This window comes from Rhizobium sp. BK602, assembly GCF_014195095.1.
Lineage (GTDB): Bacteria > Pseudomonadota > Alphaproteobacteria > Rhizobiales > Rhizobiaceae > Rhizobium.
Genome location: NZ_JACIBC010000006.1, coordinates 376634 through 391793, shown reverse-complemented (window position 1 = coordinate 391793; position 15160 = coordinate 376634). Strand labels below are relative to the sequence as shown.

The window sequence follows — 15160 nt, the reverse complement described above, 5'->3', positions numbered from 1 at the left end:
GTGATCTCTTCCTAAAGCCTTTTTCCCGGCTTGGCGATTACGTTCCCGATAATGCGACGTCCGGCGCCCCCTTGCCGCATTGCAACAATCATGAGAACAACATATTGTTATTCCGCTGCTAGAATAAGTAGCCTATATTCGATAAGACTGTTCATAAAATCAAACAATCGACCGCTTTCTTCGTGGTCTTAGGGCATCATGAAATGGACCAGCTATCAGCAATGCGGGCCTTCGCGCGCGTGGTGGAGACAGGCAATTTCACCCGCGCCGCTGCAACTCTTTCCATGCCGAAGGCGACAGTGACGACGCTCATCCAGTCGCTCGAGGCGCATCTGCATGCCAAGCTCCTGAACCGCACGACACGGCGGGTCATGGTGACGACCGATGGCGCGCTCTACTATGAACGCGCGGTCCAGATCCTGTCCGAGATCGACGAGCTGGACGGCAGCGTCAGCAATTCGCAGAGCCTGCCAAGCGGCCGCCTGCGCGTCGAAATGGCCGGCGCCTTCGCCGAAAAGATCATCATGCCGGCGCTTTGCGATTTCTATCAGCGCTATCCGGATATCCATATCGACCTCGGCGTCGGCGACCGGCTGGTGGATTACCTGGCGGAGAATGTCGACTGCGCGCTGCGCGCCGGCATGCCGAGCGATCAGTCCTTGATTGCCCGGCGGGTGGGTGAGATACCGCTCATCACCTGTGCCGCTCCCCGTTACATCGAGAAGTTCGGCCTGCCCGAACGGCCGGAGGAGCTGGAGAGCACGCATTATGCCGTCAGCTATTTCCGCGCCCAAACCGGACGGGTCATCCCCTTCGAATTTCAGCGCGGCAATGAATCGCTGGAAATCAGCCCGCGCTACATTCTTTCGGTCAACGACAGCCGCAGCTACGTCAACGCCGCGCTGGCCGGCCTCGGCATCGCCCAGGCCCCCATGTTCATGATCCGCGACGAACTCGCCAGGGGCGACCTCATCCCCGTCCTCCCCGGCTGGACGCGCACCGCCATACCGCTGCACATCGTCTATCCCCCGAACCGGCATCTGAGCAACAAGGTGCGCGTCTTCGTCGACTGGTTGGCAAAGCTGCTGGTGACCTCCAAGGTAAGCGAAGCCTGACCGCCTCCCTAAGGGAGGCGGCCCTTGTCCGGCGCGATCAGCTCCACGAGGCTCCCGCCGGCTGCCGCACCGTCGCATTCAGCCGGTTCCAGACATTGTCGACCGCGATCGAGACGATCAGCGCGGACAGCGCCTTTTCGTCATAGTGCCGGGCGGCTTCATTCCAGACCTCGTCGCTCACGGCGTCCGGCCGGTCGGCAAGCCGGGTCATGGCTTCGCCAAGCGCCAGGGCGGCACGCTCGGCCTCGGTGAAATAGGGCATTTCGCGCCAGGCGGAAACACCGACGATGCGCTCCACCGTCTCGCCTGCCTTCTGTAGCTTGCGCAATCCCATATCGGTGCAGACACTGCAGCCGTTGATCTGGCTGACGCGCAGATGCACGAGATCCATGGTGTTTTCGGATACCCCGCGATCCCTCAGCGAGGCGCTGAGCGCCAGCAGGGCTTGCAGGGTATCCGGCAGGATGACGGCGGGGTTTTTCATACGGGCTTGCATCATTCTCTCCTTGAAACATTTGCTGTGATGATGACGATGTCACCTCCATGCCGATCCGTTGTCACACCGGCCGGATGTCGTTCGTCATGGGCATGACGCAACAGGATCAGGGAGTGTGACCGATGGACGAAAAAAAGTGGCAGGCGGAAAAATTCGAGGCCAACCGCCCGCATCTGCGCGCCGTTGCCTACCGCATGCTGGGCTCGCGTAGCGAGGCGGAGGACGCAGTGCAGGAGGCCTGGCTGCGGCTCAGCCGCACGGATACGTCGGCGATCGACAATCTCGGCGGCTGGCTGACCACGGTCACCGCCCGCATCTGTCTCGACTGGCTGCGTGCCCGCAAATCCCGGCGCGAGGAGCCATTGACCATCCATGTTCCCGAACCCGTCATCAGCCATGAGGCCGGAACGGGCACCGATCCGGAACGGGAGGCGCTGCTATCGGATTCGGTCGGTCTGGCGCTGCTGGTCGTGCTGGAAAAGCTCGCGCCCGCCGAACGGCTGGCCTTCGTGCTGCACGACATGTTCGACATGCCTTTCGACGAAATCGCCCCGATTGTCGGGCGCAGCACCGTCGCCACGCGCCAGCTCGCCAGCCGCGCCCGCCGACGCGTGCAGGATAGGCCGGCCACCGCGGAGGTCGATCTTACCCATCAGCGTCATGTGGTCGATGCCTTCTTCGCGGCCTCGCGCAACGGCGACATGAACGCGCTCCTCGCGATTCTCGACCCCAATGCCGTCTTCCGCGCCGATGCGGTTGGCATACGCATGGGCGCGCCGGCGGAAGTCCGCGGCGGCAGCGCGGTTGCCGGAATCTTCCACGGCCGCGCCCAGGGCGCTCGCCTGGCCGTCATCGATGGCGCGGTCGGCGCGGTGGTCATCCTCGGCGGACAATTGCGCGTCGCGCTGCGTGTCGCCGTGACAGGCGAAGGCAGGATCACCGGCATCGAATCGATCGCCGATCCCGAGCAGTTGCGCCTGCTTGAGATCGTGATGATCGCGCCATGAGGATTACCCCATCCGCGTCGGGCTCGCTCCCGTCAGCCGGCGAAACATGGCGATGAAAGCGGAGGCGCTGCCGTAGCCGAGCTTCGCCGCGATCCACTGCACCGGCTCGCCCGCCTCGATCAACGCCAGCGCCTCGACCAGCTTCAGCCGCTGGCGCCATTCGTTGAAGGACATGCCGAGATCGTCGTGGCAGCGGCGGGAAAGCGTCCGTTCGGTGGTGCCCATCCGCCGCGCCCATTCGGCCAGGGAGTTGCGGTCGCCGGGATCGGCCTGCAACGCCTTGAGCACCGGCTCCAGCAGCGGATCGTCCGACAGCGGCAGATAGCTTTCGCAACGCGGAGCGAGCCGGATCTGATCGACCAGAACCCGCGCCAGCCGCAGATCCTCCTCGGTCTGCGGAAGAGTGACGTCGCGGGAGGCGAAATCGGCGAGGATCGCCTTCAACAGAGGGCTGATGCTCAGCGTCGACGGTTCGGACGGCAGGTCGGTGCAGAGTGCGCGCTCGACATAGACGGTGACATAGCGCAGGTCGTACTGGTTCCAGGCGCCATGCATCGTGTCCGGCGGCAGCCAGATGGCATAATGCGGCGGAGACAGATAGCGCACGCCTCGGATCACGAATTCAGCCACACCCGCAAGGGCGTAATTGAGCTCGCCCCATGGCTGGCTCTTCGAGGGAAAGACCGTCCCGGCCTTGTACGTCTCTGTCCGAAAGGAAACCGGCCGCGGCGGGTCTCCCTCTATGCGTGGTTCGCGCGCCATACGCCTGCTCCGCTCTGTCCGTAATCCGCTACCCTTGTCCGAAAGTCGCTATATACCAAAAATCGGACAGCCGGTAGAAACGATCCCATCCCGAACGATCAGACCCAGGCCGGCCGCCCGACAGGAGGATGCCATGCGCCGCAATTCAACGCCTGCCACCGACACCGGCACCGCCGTCACCGCAAGCGCGATGCTCGCGCCGCTGCTCACCGTGTTCATCTGGTCCGGCAATACCGTGGTCACCAAGGCGGCGGCCGGCATCATCTCGCCCGGCTCGATCTCCTTCTATCGCTGGCTGCTGGCTTTTCTCATCCTGCTGCCCTTCGTCGGCCGCGCCGCATGGAAAAACCGCGCGCTGCTGAAGCAGCATTGGCTGCAGCTTGCGACCCTCGGCGCGCTCGGCATGGTGATCTACCAGAGCCTCGCCTATGAGGCGGCCAAGACCACCTCGGCGGTCAATATGGGTGTCATCATCGCACTGATGCCGCTGCTGTCGACCTTGCTGGCGGGCATGCTCGCCGGCGAGAGACTGACGGTCGCCGGTCTTGCGGGCGGCGTCATCTCGCTGATCGGGCTGATCTACCTCACGTCGCAGGGCCAGCCCGCAACGCTCCTGACCGGCGGCTTCCACATCGGCGACGGCCTGATGATCGTCGCTGTCCTCTCCAACTCGCTCTACGGCGTCATGCTGAAGCGCTGGGCGATGCCGATACCGGTGTGGCAGCAACTCTTCTGGCAGATCGGCTTTTCGACCATTCTGCTGATCCCGATTTTCCTGATGGGCGATATCTCGCCGATCACCGTAACCAATCTGCCGCTGATCCTCTATGCCGCCATCCCGACGTCGCTGGTCGCGCCGCTGTGCTGGATGATCGGTATCCAGAAACTCGGGGCGGCACGGACCTCGCTGCTCATCAATCTCCTGCCGATCGTGGTTGCCACACTTGCCTGGGCGACTCTCGGGGAAGACTTGCATGCCTATCACGCCATCGGTGGCGCGCTCGCCCTCATCGGCGTCGCCATCGGCCTTCGGCAAACAAGGATCGCCAAGGGTGAGACAGAGCCCAGCGCCGGTCAGGCGGCCTGGGAAACGGAGGAGGTTTGACACGGCTGCCCTTCCTTCTACGATGTCCGGCATGGCGGGAATCGCCTGGGCGGGAGGGGAGCGAGCGTGCGGATAGGCCTGGAACCGGTATCATCGAGAACGACCATCCAGGAGGCCGTCTACCAGCAATTGCGCAACGCTCTGATGGCCGGCAATTTCGATCCCGGCCAGACGCTGACCATCGCTTCCCTGGCCGACACCTTCGGCACCAGCAACATGCCCGTGCGCGAGGCCTTGCGCAGATTGGCGGCTGAAAATGCGCTGGAGGTGGCGGCGAACGGCTCGGCCCGCATTCCGATCGTCACGCTCGCCCGCCTCGACGATCTCTGCCGCGCCCGCATCGCGGTCGAGGGGCTCGCCGCCGAACTCGGCCTCCCCCGCCTGACCGCTACCGACATCGCGACCCTGGAGCGTATCGCCGCCGAACAGCACGCCATCGGCCTTGGCAGGAATGTCTACGACCTGATGATCCGCAACCAGCAATTCCATTTCACCATCTACCGCGCCTCGGGTTCGGAGGTGCTGCTGCAGCTCATCGAAACATTGTGGCTGCGGTTCGGCCCCTATATGCGCATGCTGTCCGCTTCCGTCGAGCCGCTGATGCGCAGCGGCGAGATCGATCCGGCGGCACCGCATGTCCCGATCATAGAGGCGGTCAAGGCCGGCGATTTTGGCCGTGCCCGCGACGGCGTCATCGACGATATCCGCCGGACCCATGAGATCCTGCGCGACTATTGCCCGGCGCCCCAGGACGAACCGCGCCCGAAAAAGCCCGCTTCGGCAGTTCGGCGTTAGACCCAACGAAAATCCCGGCGAGCCGGAGCCAACGGACCTTCCGGAGAATTTAGTTGAGCCTTCAAATATTTTGTGATCAAATGATCATATCTGATCTTCAAGTCCGCCCGTTTTCAGCGAGAGCATCATGAGCGCCTCCCCTGCCAAACCAGCCTTTTCAGGTCTGAACAGCTTCCCGGTCGACGAGATCCGCGCGATGTTCCCGGCCATCAGGAAAGCGGGCGATTTCGTTTTTCTCGACAATGCCGGCGGCGCGCAGGTGCCGCAGGCGGTGGTCGATGCCGTCGCCAATCACCTGATCGATTTCAACGTCCAGCGCATGGCGAAATATCGACACAGCCAGGGCGTCGACCGCAACTTGACCGAGGCACGCGAAAGCGTCGCCATGCTGGTCAATGCCTACCGACCGGAGGAGATCTCCTTCGGCCAGAACGCCACCTCCTTCATCCGCCTGGTGAGCCTCGGCATAGCCAAGCTGCTCGGCGAGCGCAACGAAATCGTCATCACCGACGTGGACCATGACGCCAACATCGCCACCTGGCTGGCGCTGGAAGCCGATGGCGCCAAGATCGTCTGGTGGCGCATGCGCGAGGACGGCATGCTGCACACCGAAGACCTGAAGCCGCTGCTGAACGGCAGAACCCGCCTCGTCGCCTGCACGGTGACCGCCCATTCCATCGGCACGATCGTCGATGTCGCCACCGTCGGCAGCTTGGCACGTGACGCCGGCGCCGAAGTCTTTCTCGATTGCGTCCATTACGGCCCCCATGGCCTGATCGACGTGCAGGCATGGGATTGCGACTATCTGGTCTGCTCCGGCTACAAGAATTTCTCGCCGCATATGGGTTTCCTCTGGGGCCGCTATGATGCGCTCGTCAGGCTGCCGACCTTCAAGGAAGACTTCATTCCGGACGTGCCGCCCTACAAGATCGAGGTCGGCACCTTCACCTATGAGAACGTCGCCGGCATGAATGCGGCCATCCACTACCTGGAAGATCTCGGCCGCCGCTTCCTGCCCGCCGGCGAACACGGCCGCCGCGACGCACTCGCCGCCGCCATGGGCGCGATCCGCGACTACGAACTGACGCTCTCTCGTGACATGATCGCCGCTCTGAAACGCCATGGCGCCACTATCTACGGCATTTCCGATGAGGCCCGTCTGGAACAGCGCGTGCCGACCATCTGCTTCAACATGCCTGATATCACACCGCAGCAGTTCGCCACCGAAATGGGCGAAGCCGGCATCGGCCTGCGCGACGGACACATGTTTGCCCCGCGCCTGATGAAACGCCTCGGCCTCTCGATGGAAACCGGGGCGATCCGGGTATCCCTGGTACACTACAACAAGCCTGAAGAAATCGCTCGCTTCGAGACGGTACTGACCGAGATCATGGCGCGACACAGATAAGCCGCTTCACAAGCGGCGGCGTCACCGAGCAACTCCGCCACCGCGATGCACCGGCCGGAACGATGGCAGCCTGCGGCAACGTTGAAACCTGAAACGATTGCCGCTTCGCAGCTCCGCCTTTTCAGTCTATCCCTTCCCCAGGGACCTTTTGAGCGCGAGGAAGACCATGAGCGATTTCCGCAAGAGCTGCACCGACAAGACCCCGCTCATCGGCACCTTCGCCGCTATTCCGCATCCCGTCGCCATCGAAGTCATTGCCGCCTCCGGCGTCGACTTTCTCTGCATCGACTGGGAACATGCCCAGATCAGCCGTGAGCGTATCGAGGATCTGATCCGCGCCGCCGACATGCACCGTGTTCCCGCCCTGGTGCGCGTGCCCGGCCACGCGCCGGAATCCATTGCCGCCGTATTGGATGCGGGTGCAGCCGGTGTTCTGGTGCCGCGCGTGTCGACGGCGGCGCAGGCAAAGGCCGCCGTGCTCGCAACCCGCTATCCGCCGCTCGGCGAGCGCGGCGTCGGTCCCGGCCGCGCCGCCGCCTATGGCTACCGCATTCCAGACTATCTCGCCAAGGCCAATGCCGAACTGGTGCTCGCCATTCAGGTCGAGACGGCGGAGGGGCTCGCCAATATCGCGGCGATTGCCGCGGTCGATGGCATCGACGTCATTTTCATTGGCCCCGGCGATCTCTCGGTGTCGATCGACGCCATGGGACCTGCCGGAAAGGACAGGCTCGATGCCGCCATCGAAACCATCGCCGAGACGGCTCTTGCCGCCGGCAGGACGGTTGGCATTTTCCGGCCATCGCCCGATGATATCGACCTCTGGTCGAAGGCCGGCATCAGCTTCTATCTGCTTGCCAGCGACACCATGTTCCTGGGCGCCAGCCTGGCTGGCGGCATCGTGGCGGCGCGAGCACGCGCAGCATCGCAAAATATTGAAAAATAATAATTATTTCAGAAACTTAATACGTGAGAAAACAACGCGGGGACTATTCACGAAACCAGACTTTTTAAGCTTAAAACTTTATCCTTGAAATACATTCGCTTTTGGATAACGATCCTCAAAATGAAGGGCTCTCCAAACGCTGCTCTCCGTGACGCGCCGCCCTTCCAACACCAGGTTTCCAGGGAACGCACCTTGCCTCTTCCACCGCCGAATAGCCTGTCCGGGACGACACGCAACCACCATGCCTTCGAGGGTATCCGCGCCCAGATCCGCGATCTGCGCACCGACAATATCGCCGTGCTCGCCAAGCGCGCCCGCGAACTCGGCGGCGTCATTCCGTTGTGGTTCGGCGAAGGCGACATGGTAACCCCCGCCTTCATTCGCGACGCCGCCAAGAAGGCGCTCGACGACGGCCAGACTTTCTACGTTCCGAACATGCGCGGCCTTCCCGCACTGAACGAAGCCCTGTCGGAGTATCAGACGCGCTGGCATGGCCGCCCGATCCCGATCGAGCGCACCACCGTCGCGCCCGGCGGCATGCAGGCGCTCTATATGGCACTCGAACTGCTGGTCGATCTCGGCACCAATGTCGTCTATGTCGCGCCGCAATGGCCGAACATCCACAATGCCATCCATCTGATCGGCGGCGAACCCCGCCCCGTATCGCTCGATTTCGATACCGACTGGCGCCTCGATCTCGACAGGCTCTTTGCGCGTTGCGACGCCCGCACCCGCGCCATTTTCCTGTCGACCCCGTCGAACCCGACCGGCTGGACCGCGACACGGGAGGAAATGCAGGCGCTGCTCGATTTCTCCCGCCGCACCGGTATCTGGATCATTTCCGACGAGGTCTATGCCCGCCTCTATTTCGATGGCGAAATCGCGCCGTCGATCCTGCAGTTGGCCGACGATGACGATCGGGTGATTGCCATCAACAGCTTCTCCAAGGCCTGGGCGATGACCGGCTGGCGCGTCGGCTGGCTGACGCATCCCGCCGGCATTGCCGACCAGCTCGGCGCGATGACGCAATATGTCAACAGCGGCACATCGGCAATGATCCAGGCCGGGGCCGCCGCGGCGCTACGCGACGGCGAACCGCTGGTTGCCGAGATCCGCGCCAGAATCAAGGCCGGGCTCGATCTCGCCTATGAAAAGCTGCCGCGGATACCCGGCATCATCCTGCCGGAAAAACCGCGTGGCGGCATGTATGCCTTCTTCGCGCTGAGGGGCGAAGCCGACGCCACGGTGGCCTGCGAACGCATTCTCGAAACTGCACGCGTCGGCCTGGCGCCCGGCTACCATTTCGGTGAATCGTCCCGCGCCTTCCTTCGCATGTGCACGTTCCGCGACACGGAACAGATGCGCATCGCGCTCGACCGCATGGTCGGCGCCATGGCTTGACGGCTCGCCCCAGGACGAGCCGGCACTACCCGCGCACGGAACGCGTCCGCGGTCATAACCAGAGGGAGAACAACGAAATGCATTTGACCCGCCGCAATCTACTCGTTCTTGCGACCGTCGCCGGCATGGCCGGCGGCGGCCACTTCGCTTATGCCGCCGATGTGCTGAACGTCGGCTCCTATCCGAACAATCCGCCCTTCGAATACAAGACCGCGAGCGGCAGCTTCGAAGGTTTCGAGGTCGATATCGTCAACGAGGCCGCAAAGCGCGCGGGCATGACGACCAATATTGCCGACTATGGCTTTCAGGCCCTCTTCGCCGCGACCAGTTCCAAGCGCATCGATGTGGCGATCTCCTCGATCACCATCACGCCGGAACGGCTGAAGTCGCAATCCTTCACGCAGCCCTACTACGATTCCGACATGGGCATCGCCACCAAGGACGGCAGCCCGATCAAAAGCCTCGCAGATCTCAAGGGCAAGACCATCGGCGTCCTCTCCGGTTCGACCGGCGAGAAATGGGCCAACGACAACAAGGCCGCCCAGGCCTTTGCCGACGTCAAGGGCTACAATGCCCAGCAGGACGTCTTCCTCGATCTCGGCGCCGGCCGCATCGACGCCGTCGTCAGCGACATCCCCGGCATGCAATATCTTTTCGTCAAGACGAAAGGCTTCGCCATCAAGGAACGCATCAAGACAGGCGAGCAGTACGGGTTGATGATGACAAAGGACTCGCCGTTGCTCGGCAAGATCAACGATGCCATCACCGCGATGAAGAAGGATGGCACGCTGGAAAAGATCCATGAAAAATGGTTCGGCGGCAAAGCGCCGGCCGGCTCCTCCACCGTCACCGAAATGCCGATCCCCAAGGCGTGATCAAAAGATCATCTCGATCAGACCCTGCGCCGGCGCTCGTAGCCGGCGCAGCCGTGATAGATTTCAGCTCTGTTCCGCCTGATGGGAGCGCCAATGTCCTTCGTCGATACCTTCTTCAATTCCGACGTCATGGTCTCGGCCTTCCCGCAATTGCTGCGCGGCCTCTGGATGACGATCGCGCTGGGCGTGGTCAGCATCCTCTTCGGCGTTTCCGGCGGTCTTGTCGTCAGCCTTATCCGCCTCTATGCGCCGAAGCCGCTGCGCCTGCTGACCGTCGCCTATATCGACATCATGCGTGCCATGCCAATGCTGGTGGTGCTGATCCTGATCTACTATGCCCTGCCCTTCGTCGGCATCAGCCTTTCCGCCTGGTGGTCGGCGATCCTGGGCTTTTCCATCGTGCTGGCCGCCTATTCGGCCGAGGTCTTCCGCTCCGGCATCGAAAGCGTGCCGCGCGGGCAATTCGAGGCCGCCGCCGCTCTCGGCATCCCCTTCCTCGTCACGCTTCACAAGGTGGTGCTGCCGCAGGCGATCCGCATCGTCATCCCGCCGACCACGAGCAATTGCGTGTCGATGTTCAAGGATACTTCGCTTGCCTCCACCGTGGCATTGCCGGAGTTGTTGAAGGAGGGACAGAATGCGCAGGGTTTCTATGCCAATCCATCACCGCTGATCATGGCGGCGCTGATCTACATCATCCTGCTCTGGCCTATGGTGCGGCTGGTGAGCGTGCTCGAAAAGCGATTCAAAAGCGAGCAGGCGCGGTAGGCCCGGTCCTCAATCGAAGGCGGCGCCCGAAAGATGATTGTTGACCGAGGATTTGACCGCGCCGATATCCTTCCAGAGTTCGGCGATGATGGCGGGATCGACATCGGCCATCAGTTCGCGCAGCCAGGCTTCATGCGCGGCGGCCATGGCGCCGAAGTGCTCCTCGCCCTTCGCGGTGAGCTTCGCGACCGTCACCCGCCGGTCTCCGTCGGGCGTTTCGCGCAACACGAGGCCATCGATTTCCAGCCGTTCGACCAGACCCGTGACATTGCCGTTGGTGACCATCGTGCGCTTGGAAAGCTCGCCGAGCCGCAAGCCCTCACGCTCGCGATAGAGCTGCGCCATCAGATCGAACTGCGGTAGGGTCGCGCCGAATTCATTGCGCAGGCGGCGGCGGATTTCCTGCGAGATCAGCTTGGTGGTCGACAGCATCCGCAACCAGAGCCGCAACTCCTGCTTCTTGCCCTCCTGCGCCCCCTGGACAATGATTTCCAGATCGACGGTTCCACTCTCGGATTCTGCCATGGCGCCAGCTCAAATCACCGTGTTGCACGTTCATCTTCAAACGGTCTACGGAGCAACATTTCAAATGTCAAAGGTTTAGCATCGAGGCCGCGGCCGCTCTTTCCCCTCGCATTTTCGCAGGCATAAGCAAGCCGACATGGACGCGTCCGCGGCCTTTGCGCCCACCATGATCATGTCATCGTTCATGGCCTAGCTCACAGGCCACGCCTATTGCCGTCATATGCATATAATTTAAATTTTATACTTCAAATACTTGCAGCAACCGACAGCTGATACGGTCCATGGCTGGCGCGTCGTCAGGTACCCGGCCACCGAGAAAAATAGTGTTATTTTTCCGAATGTTACCCGATCCTTAGCGCCTGAGATATCAACAATCGCCTTATCTTCCGAGAGCCCCGTGGAATGCTTGCATTGTCATATATTGTGCCCTAGGCTCGCCTCATCCTACCGCCGTCGCACGTTTCGCCGTTCGAGAAAGATACGCTCGCGCCCGCCGGCAAAGGCATTCAAGCTTGGTTCCGAGGCGAAGATCCGCGACGCGGCTCTTCGAGCGGGATCACGCCAAATCAAGGGGAACGCACCATGACCGCCAATACGCTTGCCAGCCTGGCCTCTGCCCTTGTTTCGGGCTCCATCAAGGTCGTCGACCTGACCGCGCCGCTCGGGCCGGACACGCCGGTCCTCTACCTTCCGCCGCAATTCGGCAAGAACACGCCCAGCGTGAAAGTCCACACCATCTCCGAATATGATCAGAACGGCCCGTTCTGGGCCTGGAACTGGCTGGAACTCGGCGAGCATACCGGTACGCATTTCGACGCGCCCTGTCACTGGATCACCGGCAAGGACAATCCGAACAACACGACGGACACCATCCCGCCGCAGAACTTCGTCGCTCCGGTCAATGTCATCGACCGTTCGAAGGAGGCAGCCGCCAATCCGGATTATCTGCTGACGGTCGACAGCATCAAGGAATGGGAGGCCGAACATGGCGCCATCGAGGCCGGAAGCTGGGTATTGCTGCGCACCGACTGGTACAAGCGCAACGGCGCGACCGAAACCTTCCTCAATGCCGACGAAAATGGCCCGCATTCGCCGGGTCCGACCGCTGAAGCGATCGAATATCTGCTGACCAAGGGCATTATCGGCTGGGGTTCGGAGACCATCGGTACCGATGCCGGTTCCGCCGGTGGCATGAACCCGCCCTTCCCGGCACACAACCTCATGCACAAGGCAAACCGCTATGGTCTGGCCAGCCTGTCGAACCTTGACCAGCTCCCCGCCAAGGGCGCCGTGCTGATCGCCGCGCCGTTGAAATTCGTCAAGGGAACGGGTTCGCCGGTGCGTGCGCTGGCATTGATTGCATAGGCGGCACCATTGACGAAGGCGGGCTGGAGCAGCCTCCCCTCTGGCGTCGCTTCGGCTCCTCTGTTAACCACCGCACTCATATAGCAACTCCATATCGACGGGTCGGGATCTCGGCGGAGACCCGGCCCGTCGAGGCATCATTGAAAACAGCAAGATCTCACGAGGAGATATCGTTCATGGAGGAACGGTTTTCAGGCGCAGTCCTGAAGCGCAGTCAAGGTGGTTCCGAAAAGCGTCCGACCATGGGCGAGATCGGGCTCAACCACTTCGCCCCCTATCTGATGAACCGGATCATGGCGCGCTGGAACAGCAACATGGCCGAGGAGCTGCGCGAATATGACATGACGACCGCGAAGATGCGCGCGCTCGCCATCCTCAGCATTTCCTCCTCCGTGAGCATCAACGAACTCTCCGTCTTTGCCGTCACCGAGCAATCGACGATGAGCCGAACGCTGGATTCCCTCGAGCAACAGGGCTTCATCCGTCGCCAGCCTCGCGCCGAGGACATGCGCGTTCGGGACGTCTCCATCACCGAGGACGGCCGCGCCGCCTTCGAGAAACTCTGGCCGACCATGTACGACCTGCTCCTGCAGATGTTCGACGGCGTGGAGGAGGCCGAATACCGCGCCTTCATCGCGACGCTGCACAAGGTGCTACACAATATCAGGAAGCATGAGATTTGAAGGGCGCTCTCATGCTAGCTGGACCAATTCGATGACAAAGACAATGATTCTGGGTCAAGAACACGATCAGAACCTTCGAGACACCCTCATGGAGGTTCTGCGTCAACTCGGGGCGTCCATCACCAGTCGGAATCGGGCAATCGCTGGCTCGCAAGAAATCGAGACCGTCGTGCTGCAACTGGCTGGGAAGGAAATAACCATCGAGGCGGAAACTTACGTCGGACTTTCCATCACTGGCGACGAGAAAGTGATCAATGAAATCTCGGAGCGCGTAAGGCAAGCCATTCGCAGCATCCAAAGCTGATCTTGTCCGGTCCTTGTGAGGCAACGAGCGTTGAGTGTTTCACAGCGTCGCCACGGTCTTCAACGCCCCATCCAGTGCAGCTCCGCTTTCATCCAGCAGCGCCGCCTGCCGCAGGCGCTTCATCCAGGCCGCGCCATCCTCACGATCCCGCAGCAACGGCAGGGCCGACATCACCCGGTCGAATTTCGACAGGCCGCGCGCATGCGTGTCGGAATAGCCTTTGACCAGACGGCGGTTGTTGAGCACTTCGACGGCGAGATCGTAGTTCGCGCCGATAAGATCAGACGCAGCAGCAAGCCAGACTTCGCAATGCTCGATTTCGCGCATGTGCCTGAGCGTACCACGGCGAGTGCGGCGCAGGCCTGAGACGATATAGAGGCCAAGGAACCAGAACAGTGTGCCGGTTTTGACACGCCGGCCCTTGTTGACGATACGGTCGAGCCGGCCAAAGAGTTTCGGCCGGCTTTCTATCCAAAGGCCCAGACCCCTCGGCAGCGTGCCGCAGACCTCTTCCATGCGCGGATGCATGTATTCCGTCATGTAGACGATCTGGTCATCCGTGGCGCCGACCTCCGCGCGAACACGGTCGAAGCGGGAGCCGCGCACCTTCAGGTCGGCGACGCGGATGACATCGTCGTAAGCCATGGCGACCGCGACATATTTGGCGGACTGGACAGTGAAAGCGAAGTCCCGGTCAGCACCGCCGGCCTTGCAGTCGAGCGCATGGAGTGCGGCGACGCGGGTCAGATACTCATCGGCATAGGCCGGGTCCTGATAGTCGGCGAGCTTCTTGACGCCGGCAAACAGCAGCGGCCGGGCCGCTTGCGGAAATTCGGACCGGATACGACGCACGAGACGATCCAGTGCCGGGTGGCCGGCCGTCTCCGGCAGGGCGTCGAAACGCTTCGGCGGCGTTGCCGAAACCGGATCGCGCGGCTTGTCCTTTGCCCGGTCGAAGGCGTCGTTGAACGCCTTGAGGCTGGGCTCGATGCCCTTGCCGCCGGCACGGATCATCGCCTCGAACGCTTGCTTGCCGAAAGGCAATGCGCCTGACGCTGCGAGAGCGCCGAACATCGCGGCGGAAATGACGCTGCCATTCCTGACGGCCATCGTTTCCATGTCGAAGGCGATCGTGCGCTTGGCGGCGAAATCAGTGGCCTCGACCACCACTTCCGGATTGCCGATGCCGTCGCCCGGCTTCTCCTTTTCGCCGACGGCGAAGGAACGGTGCGTCGAGGCGATCAGCACGGTCTTGTCGGGCGTGACCAGCCCGCGCAGCACGGAGCGGCCGGCTTCCATCAACTCGGCGGCCATGACGACATCGACATCGCCCGGCGTCGGCATCAGCGAAAAGATCGGCGCATGGCCATCGCGGGCCGGCAGCATTTCGATATAGTAGATCGTCGCGCCCGTGCGCTGCGCCACGCCAGGCACCGACGTCGTCTGCGCCATCCATCCCTCGGCCTCGGCAAGACCGACGATCCAGTCGGCCAGCACGCCGCCGCCCTGCCCGCCCATGGCGAGGATGGCAAGCGACAATGGCTTGTCCGTCGAAAGCCTGTTAGCGCCAAGATCGCTCATGCTCACATGCTCGTTCATCTCGCC

The 15160-nt window shown here is 62.2% G+C and carries 16 protein-coding genes; 12 read left to right on the top strand and 4 right to left on the bottom strand.

Annotation, left to right across the window (positions count from 1 at the left end; translation table 11 throughout):
* Positions 1-203 precede the first annotated feature (203 nt).
* Entirely contained in the window at positions 204-1115 is a 912-nt protein-coding gene (locus FHX11_RS21060; protein WP_184360198.1) for a LysR family transcriptional regulator, read from the top strand.
* A gap of 37 nt (positions 1116-1152) precedes the next feature.
* On the opposite strand, the gene FHX11_RS21055 is transcribed toward FHX11_RS21060, so the two are convergent.
* Positions 1153-1611, bottom strand: a complete 459-nt coding sequence (locus FHX11_RS21055; protein WP_184360684.1) for a carboxymuconolactone decarboxylase family protein — start codon at positions 1609-1611, stop codon at positions 1153-1155.
* A gap of 122 nt (positions 1612-1733) precedes the next feature.
* Between FHX11_RS21055 and FHX11_RS21050 the strand changes: the two genes are divergently transcribed.
* The gene (locus FHX11_RS21050) at positions 1734-2618 is read left to right on the top strand and encodes a sigma-70 family RNA polymerase sigma factor (RefSeq protein ID WP_184360195.1); all 885 of its coding nucleotides are present in this window, start codon (positions 1734-1736) and stop codon (positions 2616-2618) included.
* Between the two features lie 3 nt (positions 2619-2621).
* Here FHX11_RS21050 and FHX11_RS21045 read toward each other — a convergent pair whose 3' ends face one another.
* Entirely contained in the window at positions 2622-3380 is a 759-nt protein-coding gene (locus FHX11_RS21045) for a helix-turn-helix transcriptional regulator (RefSeq protein WP_184360192.1), read from the bottom strand.
* 133 nt (positions 3381-3513) lie between these two features.
* Between FHX11_RS21045 and FHX11_RS21040 the strand changes: the two genes are divergently transcribed.
* From FHX11_RS21040 to FHX11_RS21010, 7 genes are all read left to right on the top strand, one after another.
* On the top strand, positions 3514-4485 hold the full coding sequence (locus FHX11_RS21040) for a DMT family transporter (protein ID WP_184360189.1): 972 nt from the start codon (positions 3514-3516) through the stop codon (positions 4483-4485).
* Positions 4486-4551: 66 nt separating this feature from the next.
* Positions 4552-5280, top strand: coding sequence for a GntR family transcriptional regulator (locus FHX11_RS21035; RefSeq protein WP_184360186.1), 729 nt, complete (start codon positions 4552-4554; stop codon positions 5278-5280).
* 127 nt (positions 5281-5407) lie between these two features.
* On the top strand, positions 5408-6688 hold the full coding sequence (locus FHX11_RS21030) for a cysteine desulfurase-like protein (RefSeq protein WP_184360183.1): 1281 nt from the start codon (positions 5408-5410) through the stop codon (positions 6686-6688).
* 166 nt (positions 6689-6854) lie between these two features.
* The gene (locus FHX11_RS21025) at positions 6855-7634 is read left to right on the top strand and encodes an aldolase/citrate lyase family protein (protein ID WP_184360181.1); all 780 of its coding nucleotides are present in this window, start codon (positions 6855-6857) and stop codon (positions 7632-7634) included.
* A gap of 192 nt (positions 7635-7826) precedes the next feature.
* Positions 7827-9035 (top strand): pyridoxal phosphate-dependent aminotransferase, encoded by a 1209-nt coding sequence (locus FHX11_RS21020; protein ID WP_246781097.1) that lies wholly within the window; start codon positions 7827-7829, stop codon positions 9033-9035.
* 77 nt (positions 9036-9112) lie between these two features.
* Positions 9113-9910, top strand: coding sequence for an ABC transporter substrate-binding protein (locus FHX11_RS21015; RefSeq protein WP_184360179.1), 798 nt, complete (start codon positions 9113-9115; stop codon positions 9908-9910).
* 93 nt (positions 9911-10003) lie between these two features.
* On the top strand, positions 10004-10678 hold the full coding sequence (locus tag FHX11_RS21010) for an amino acid ABC transporter permease (protein WP_184360177.1): 675 nt from the start codon (positions 10004-10006) through the stop codon (positions 10676-10678).
* 9 nt (positions 10679-10687) lie between these two features.
* Here FHX11_RS21010 and FHX11_RS21005 read toward each other — a convergent pair whose 3' ends face one another.
* Entirely contained in the window at positions 10688-11203 is a 516-nt protein-coding gene (locus tag FHX11_RS21005; RefSeq protein ID WP_184360175.1) for a MarR family transcriptional regulator, read from the bottom strand.
* A 582-nt stretch (positions 11204-11785) separates the two neighbouring features.
* Between FHX11_RS21005 and FHX11_RS21000 the strand changes: the two genes are divergently transcribed.
* The 3 genes from FHX11_RS21000 to FHX11_RS20990 all read left to right on the top strand — a co-directional run bounded on the left by FHX11_RS21000 (position 11786) and on the right by FHX11_RS20990 (position 13555).
* Positions 11786-12568 (top strand): cyclase family protein, encoded by a 783-nt coding sequence (locus tag FHX11_RS21000; RefSeq protein WP_184360172.1) that lies wholly within the window; start codon positions 11786-11788, stop codon positions 12566-12568.
* Between the two features lie 176 nt (positions 12569-12744).
* Entirely contained in the window at positions 12745-13251 is a 507-nt protein-coding gene (locus FHX11_RS20995) for a MarR family transcriptional regulator (RefSeq protein WP_184360170.1), read from the top strand.
* 31 nt (positions 13252-13282) lie between these two features.
* Positions 13283-13555 carry a hypothetical protein gene (locus FHX11_RS20990; RefSeq protein ID WP_184360168.1) on the top strand — a complete coding sequence of 91 codons (273 nt, stop codon included), beginning with the start codon at positions 13283-13285 and terminating at the stop codon, positions 13553-13555.
* Positions 13556-13594: 39 nt separating this feature from the next.
* Here FHX11_RS20990 and FHX11_RS20985 read toward each other — a convergent pair whose 3' ends face one another.
* Positions 13595-15154 (bottom strand): indolepyruvate oxidoreductase subunit beta family protein, encoded by a 1560-nt coding sequence (locus FHX11_RS20985; protein ID WP_184360166.1) that lies wholly within the window; start codon positions 15152-15154, stop codon positions 13595-13597.
* Positions 15155-15160: the final 6 nt, after the last annotated feature.

Excerpts from the sequence above, each read along its gene's own strand:
- FHX11_RS21060 (WP_184360198.1), top strand. The coding sequence starts at position 204 with ATGGACCAGCTATCAGCAATGCGGGCCTTCGCGCGCGTGGTGGAGACA.
- FHX11_RS21055 (WP_184360684.1), bottom strand. The coding sequence starts at position 1,611 with ATGCAAGCCCGTATGAAAAACCCCGCCGTCATCCTGCCGGATACCCTG.
- FHX11_RS21050 (WP_184360195.1), top strand. The coding sequence starts at position 1,734 with ATGGACGAAAAAAAGTGGCAGGCGGAAAAATTCGAGGCCAACCGCCCG.
- FHX11_RS21045 (WP_184360192.1), bottom strand. The coding sequence starts at position 3,380 with ATGGCGCGCGAACCACGCATAGAGGGAGACCCGCCGCGGCCGGTTTCC.
- FHX11_RS21040 (WP_184360189.1), top strand. The coding sequence starts at position 3,514 with ATGCGCCGCAATTCAACGCCTGCCACCGACACCGGCACCGCCGTCACC.
- FHX11_RS21030 (WP_184360183.1), top strand. The coding sequence starts at position 5,408 with ATGAGCGCCTCCCCTGCCAAACCAGCCTTTTCAGGTCTGAACAGCTTC.
- FHX11_RS21025 (WP_184360181.1), top strand. The coding sequence starts at position 6,855 with ATGAGCGATTTCCGCAAGAGCTGCACCGACAAGACCCCGCTCATCGGC.
- FHX11_RS21015 (WP_184360179.1), top strand. The coding sequence starts at position 9,113 with ATGCATTTGACCCGCCGCAATCTACTCGTTCTTGCGACCGTCGCCGGC.
- FHX11_RS21010 (WP_184360177.1), top strand. The coding sequence starts at position 10,004 with ATGTCCTTCGTCGATACCTTCTTCAATTCCGACGTCATGGTCTCGGCC.
- FHX11_RS21005 (WP_184360175.1), bottom strand. The coding sequence starts at position 11,203 with ATGGCAGAATCCGAGAGTGGAACCGTCGATCTGGAAATCATTGTCCAG.
- FHX11_RS21000 (WP_184360172.1), top strand. The coding sequence starts at position 11,786 with ATGACCGCCAATACGCTTGCCAGCCTGGCCTCTGCCCTTGTTTCGGGC.
- FHX11_RS20995 (WP_184360170.1), top strand. The coding sequence starts at position 12,745 with ATGGAGGAACGGTTTTCAGGCGCAGTCCTGAAGCGCAGTCAAGGTGGT.
- FHX11_RS20990 (WP_184360168.1), top strand. The coding sequence starts at position 13,283 with ATGACAAAGACAATGATTCTGGGTCAAGAACACGATCAGAACCTTCGA.
- FHX11_RS20985 (WP_184360166.1), bottom strand. The coding sequence starts at position 15,154 with ATGAACGAGCATGTGAGCATGAGCGATCTTGGCGCTAACAGGCTTTCG.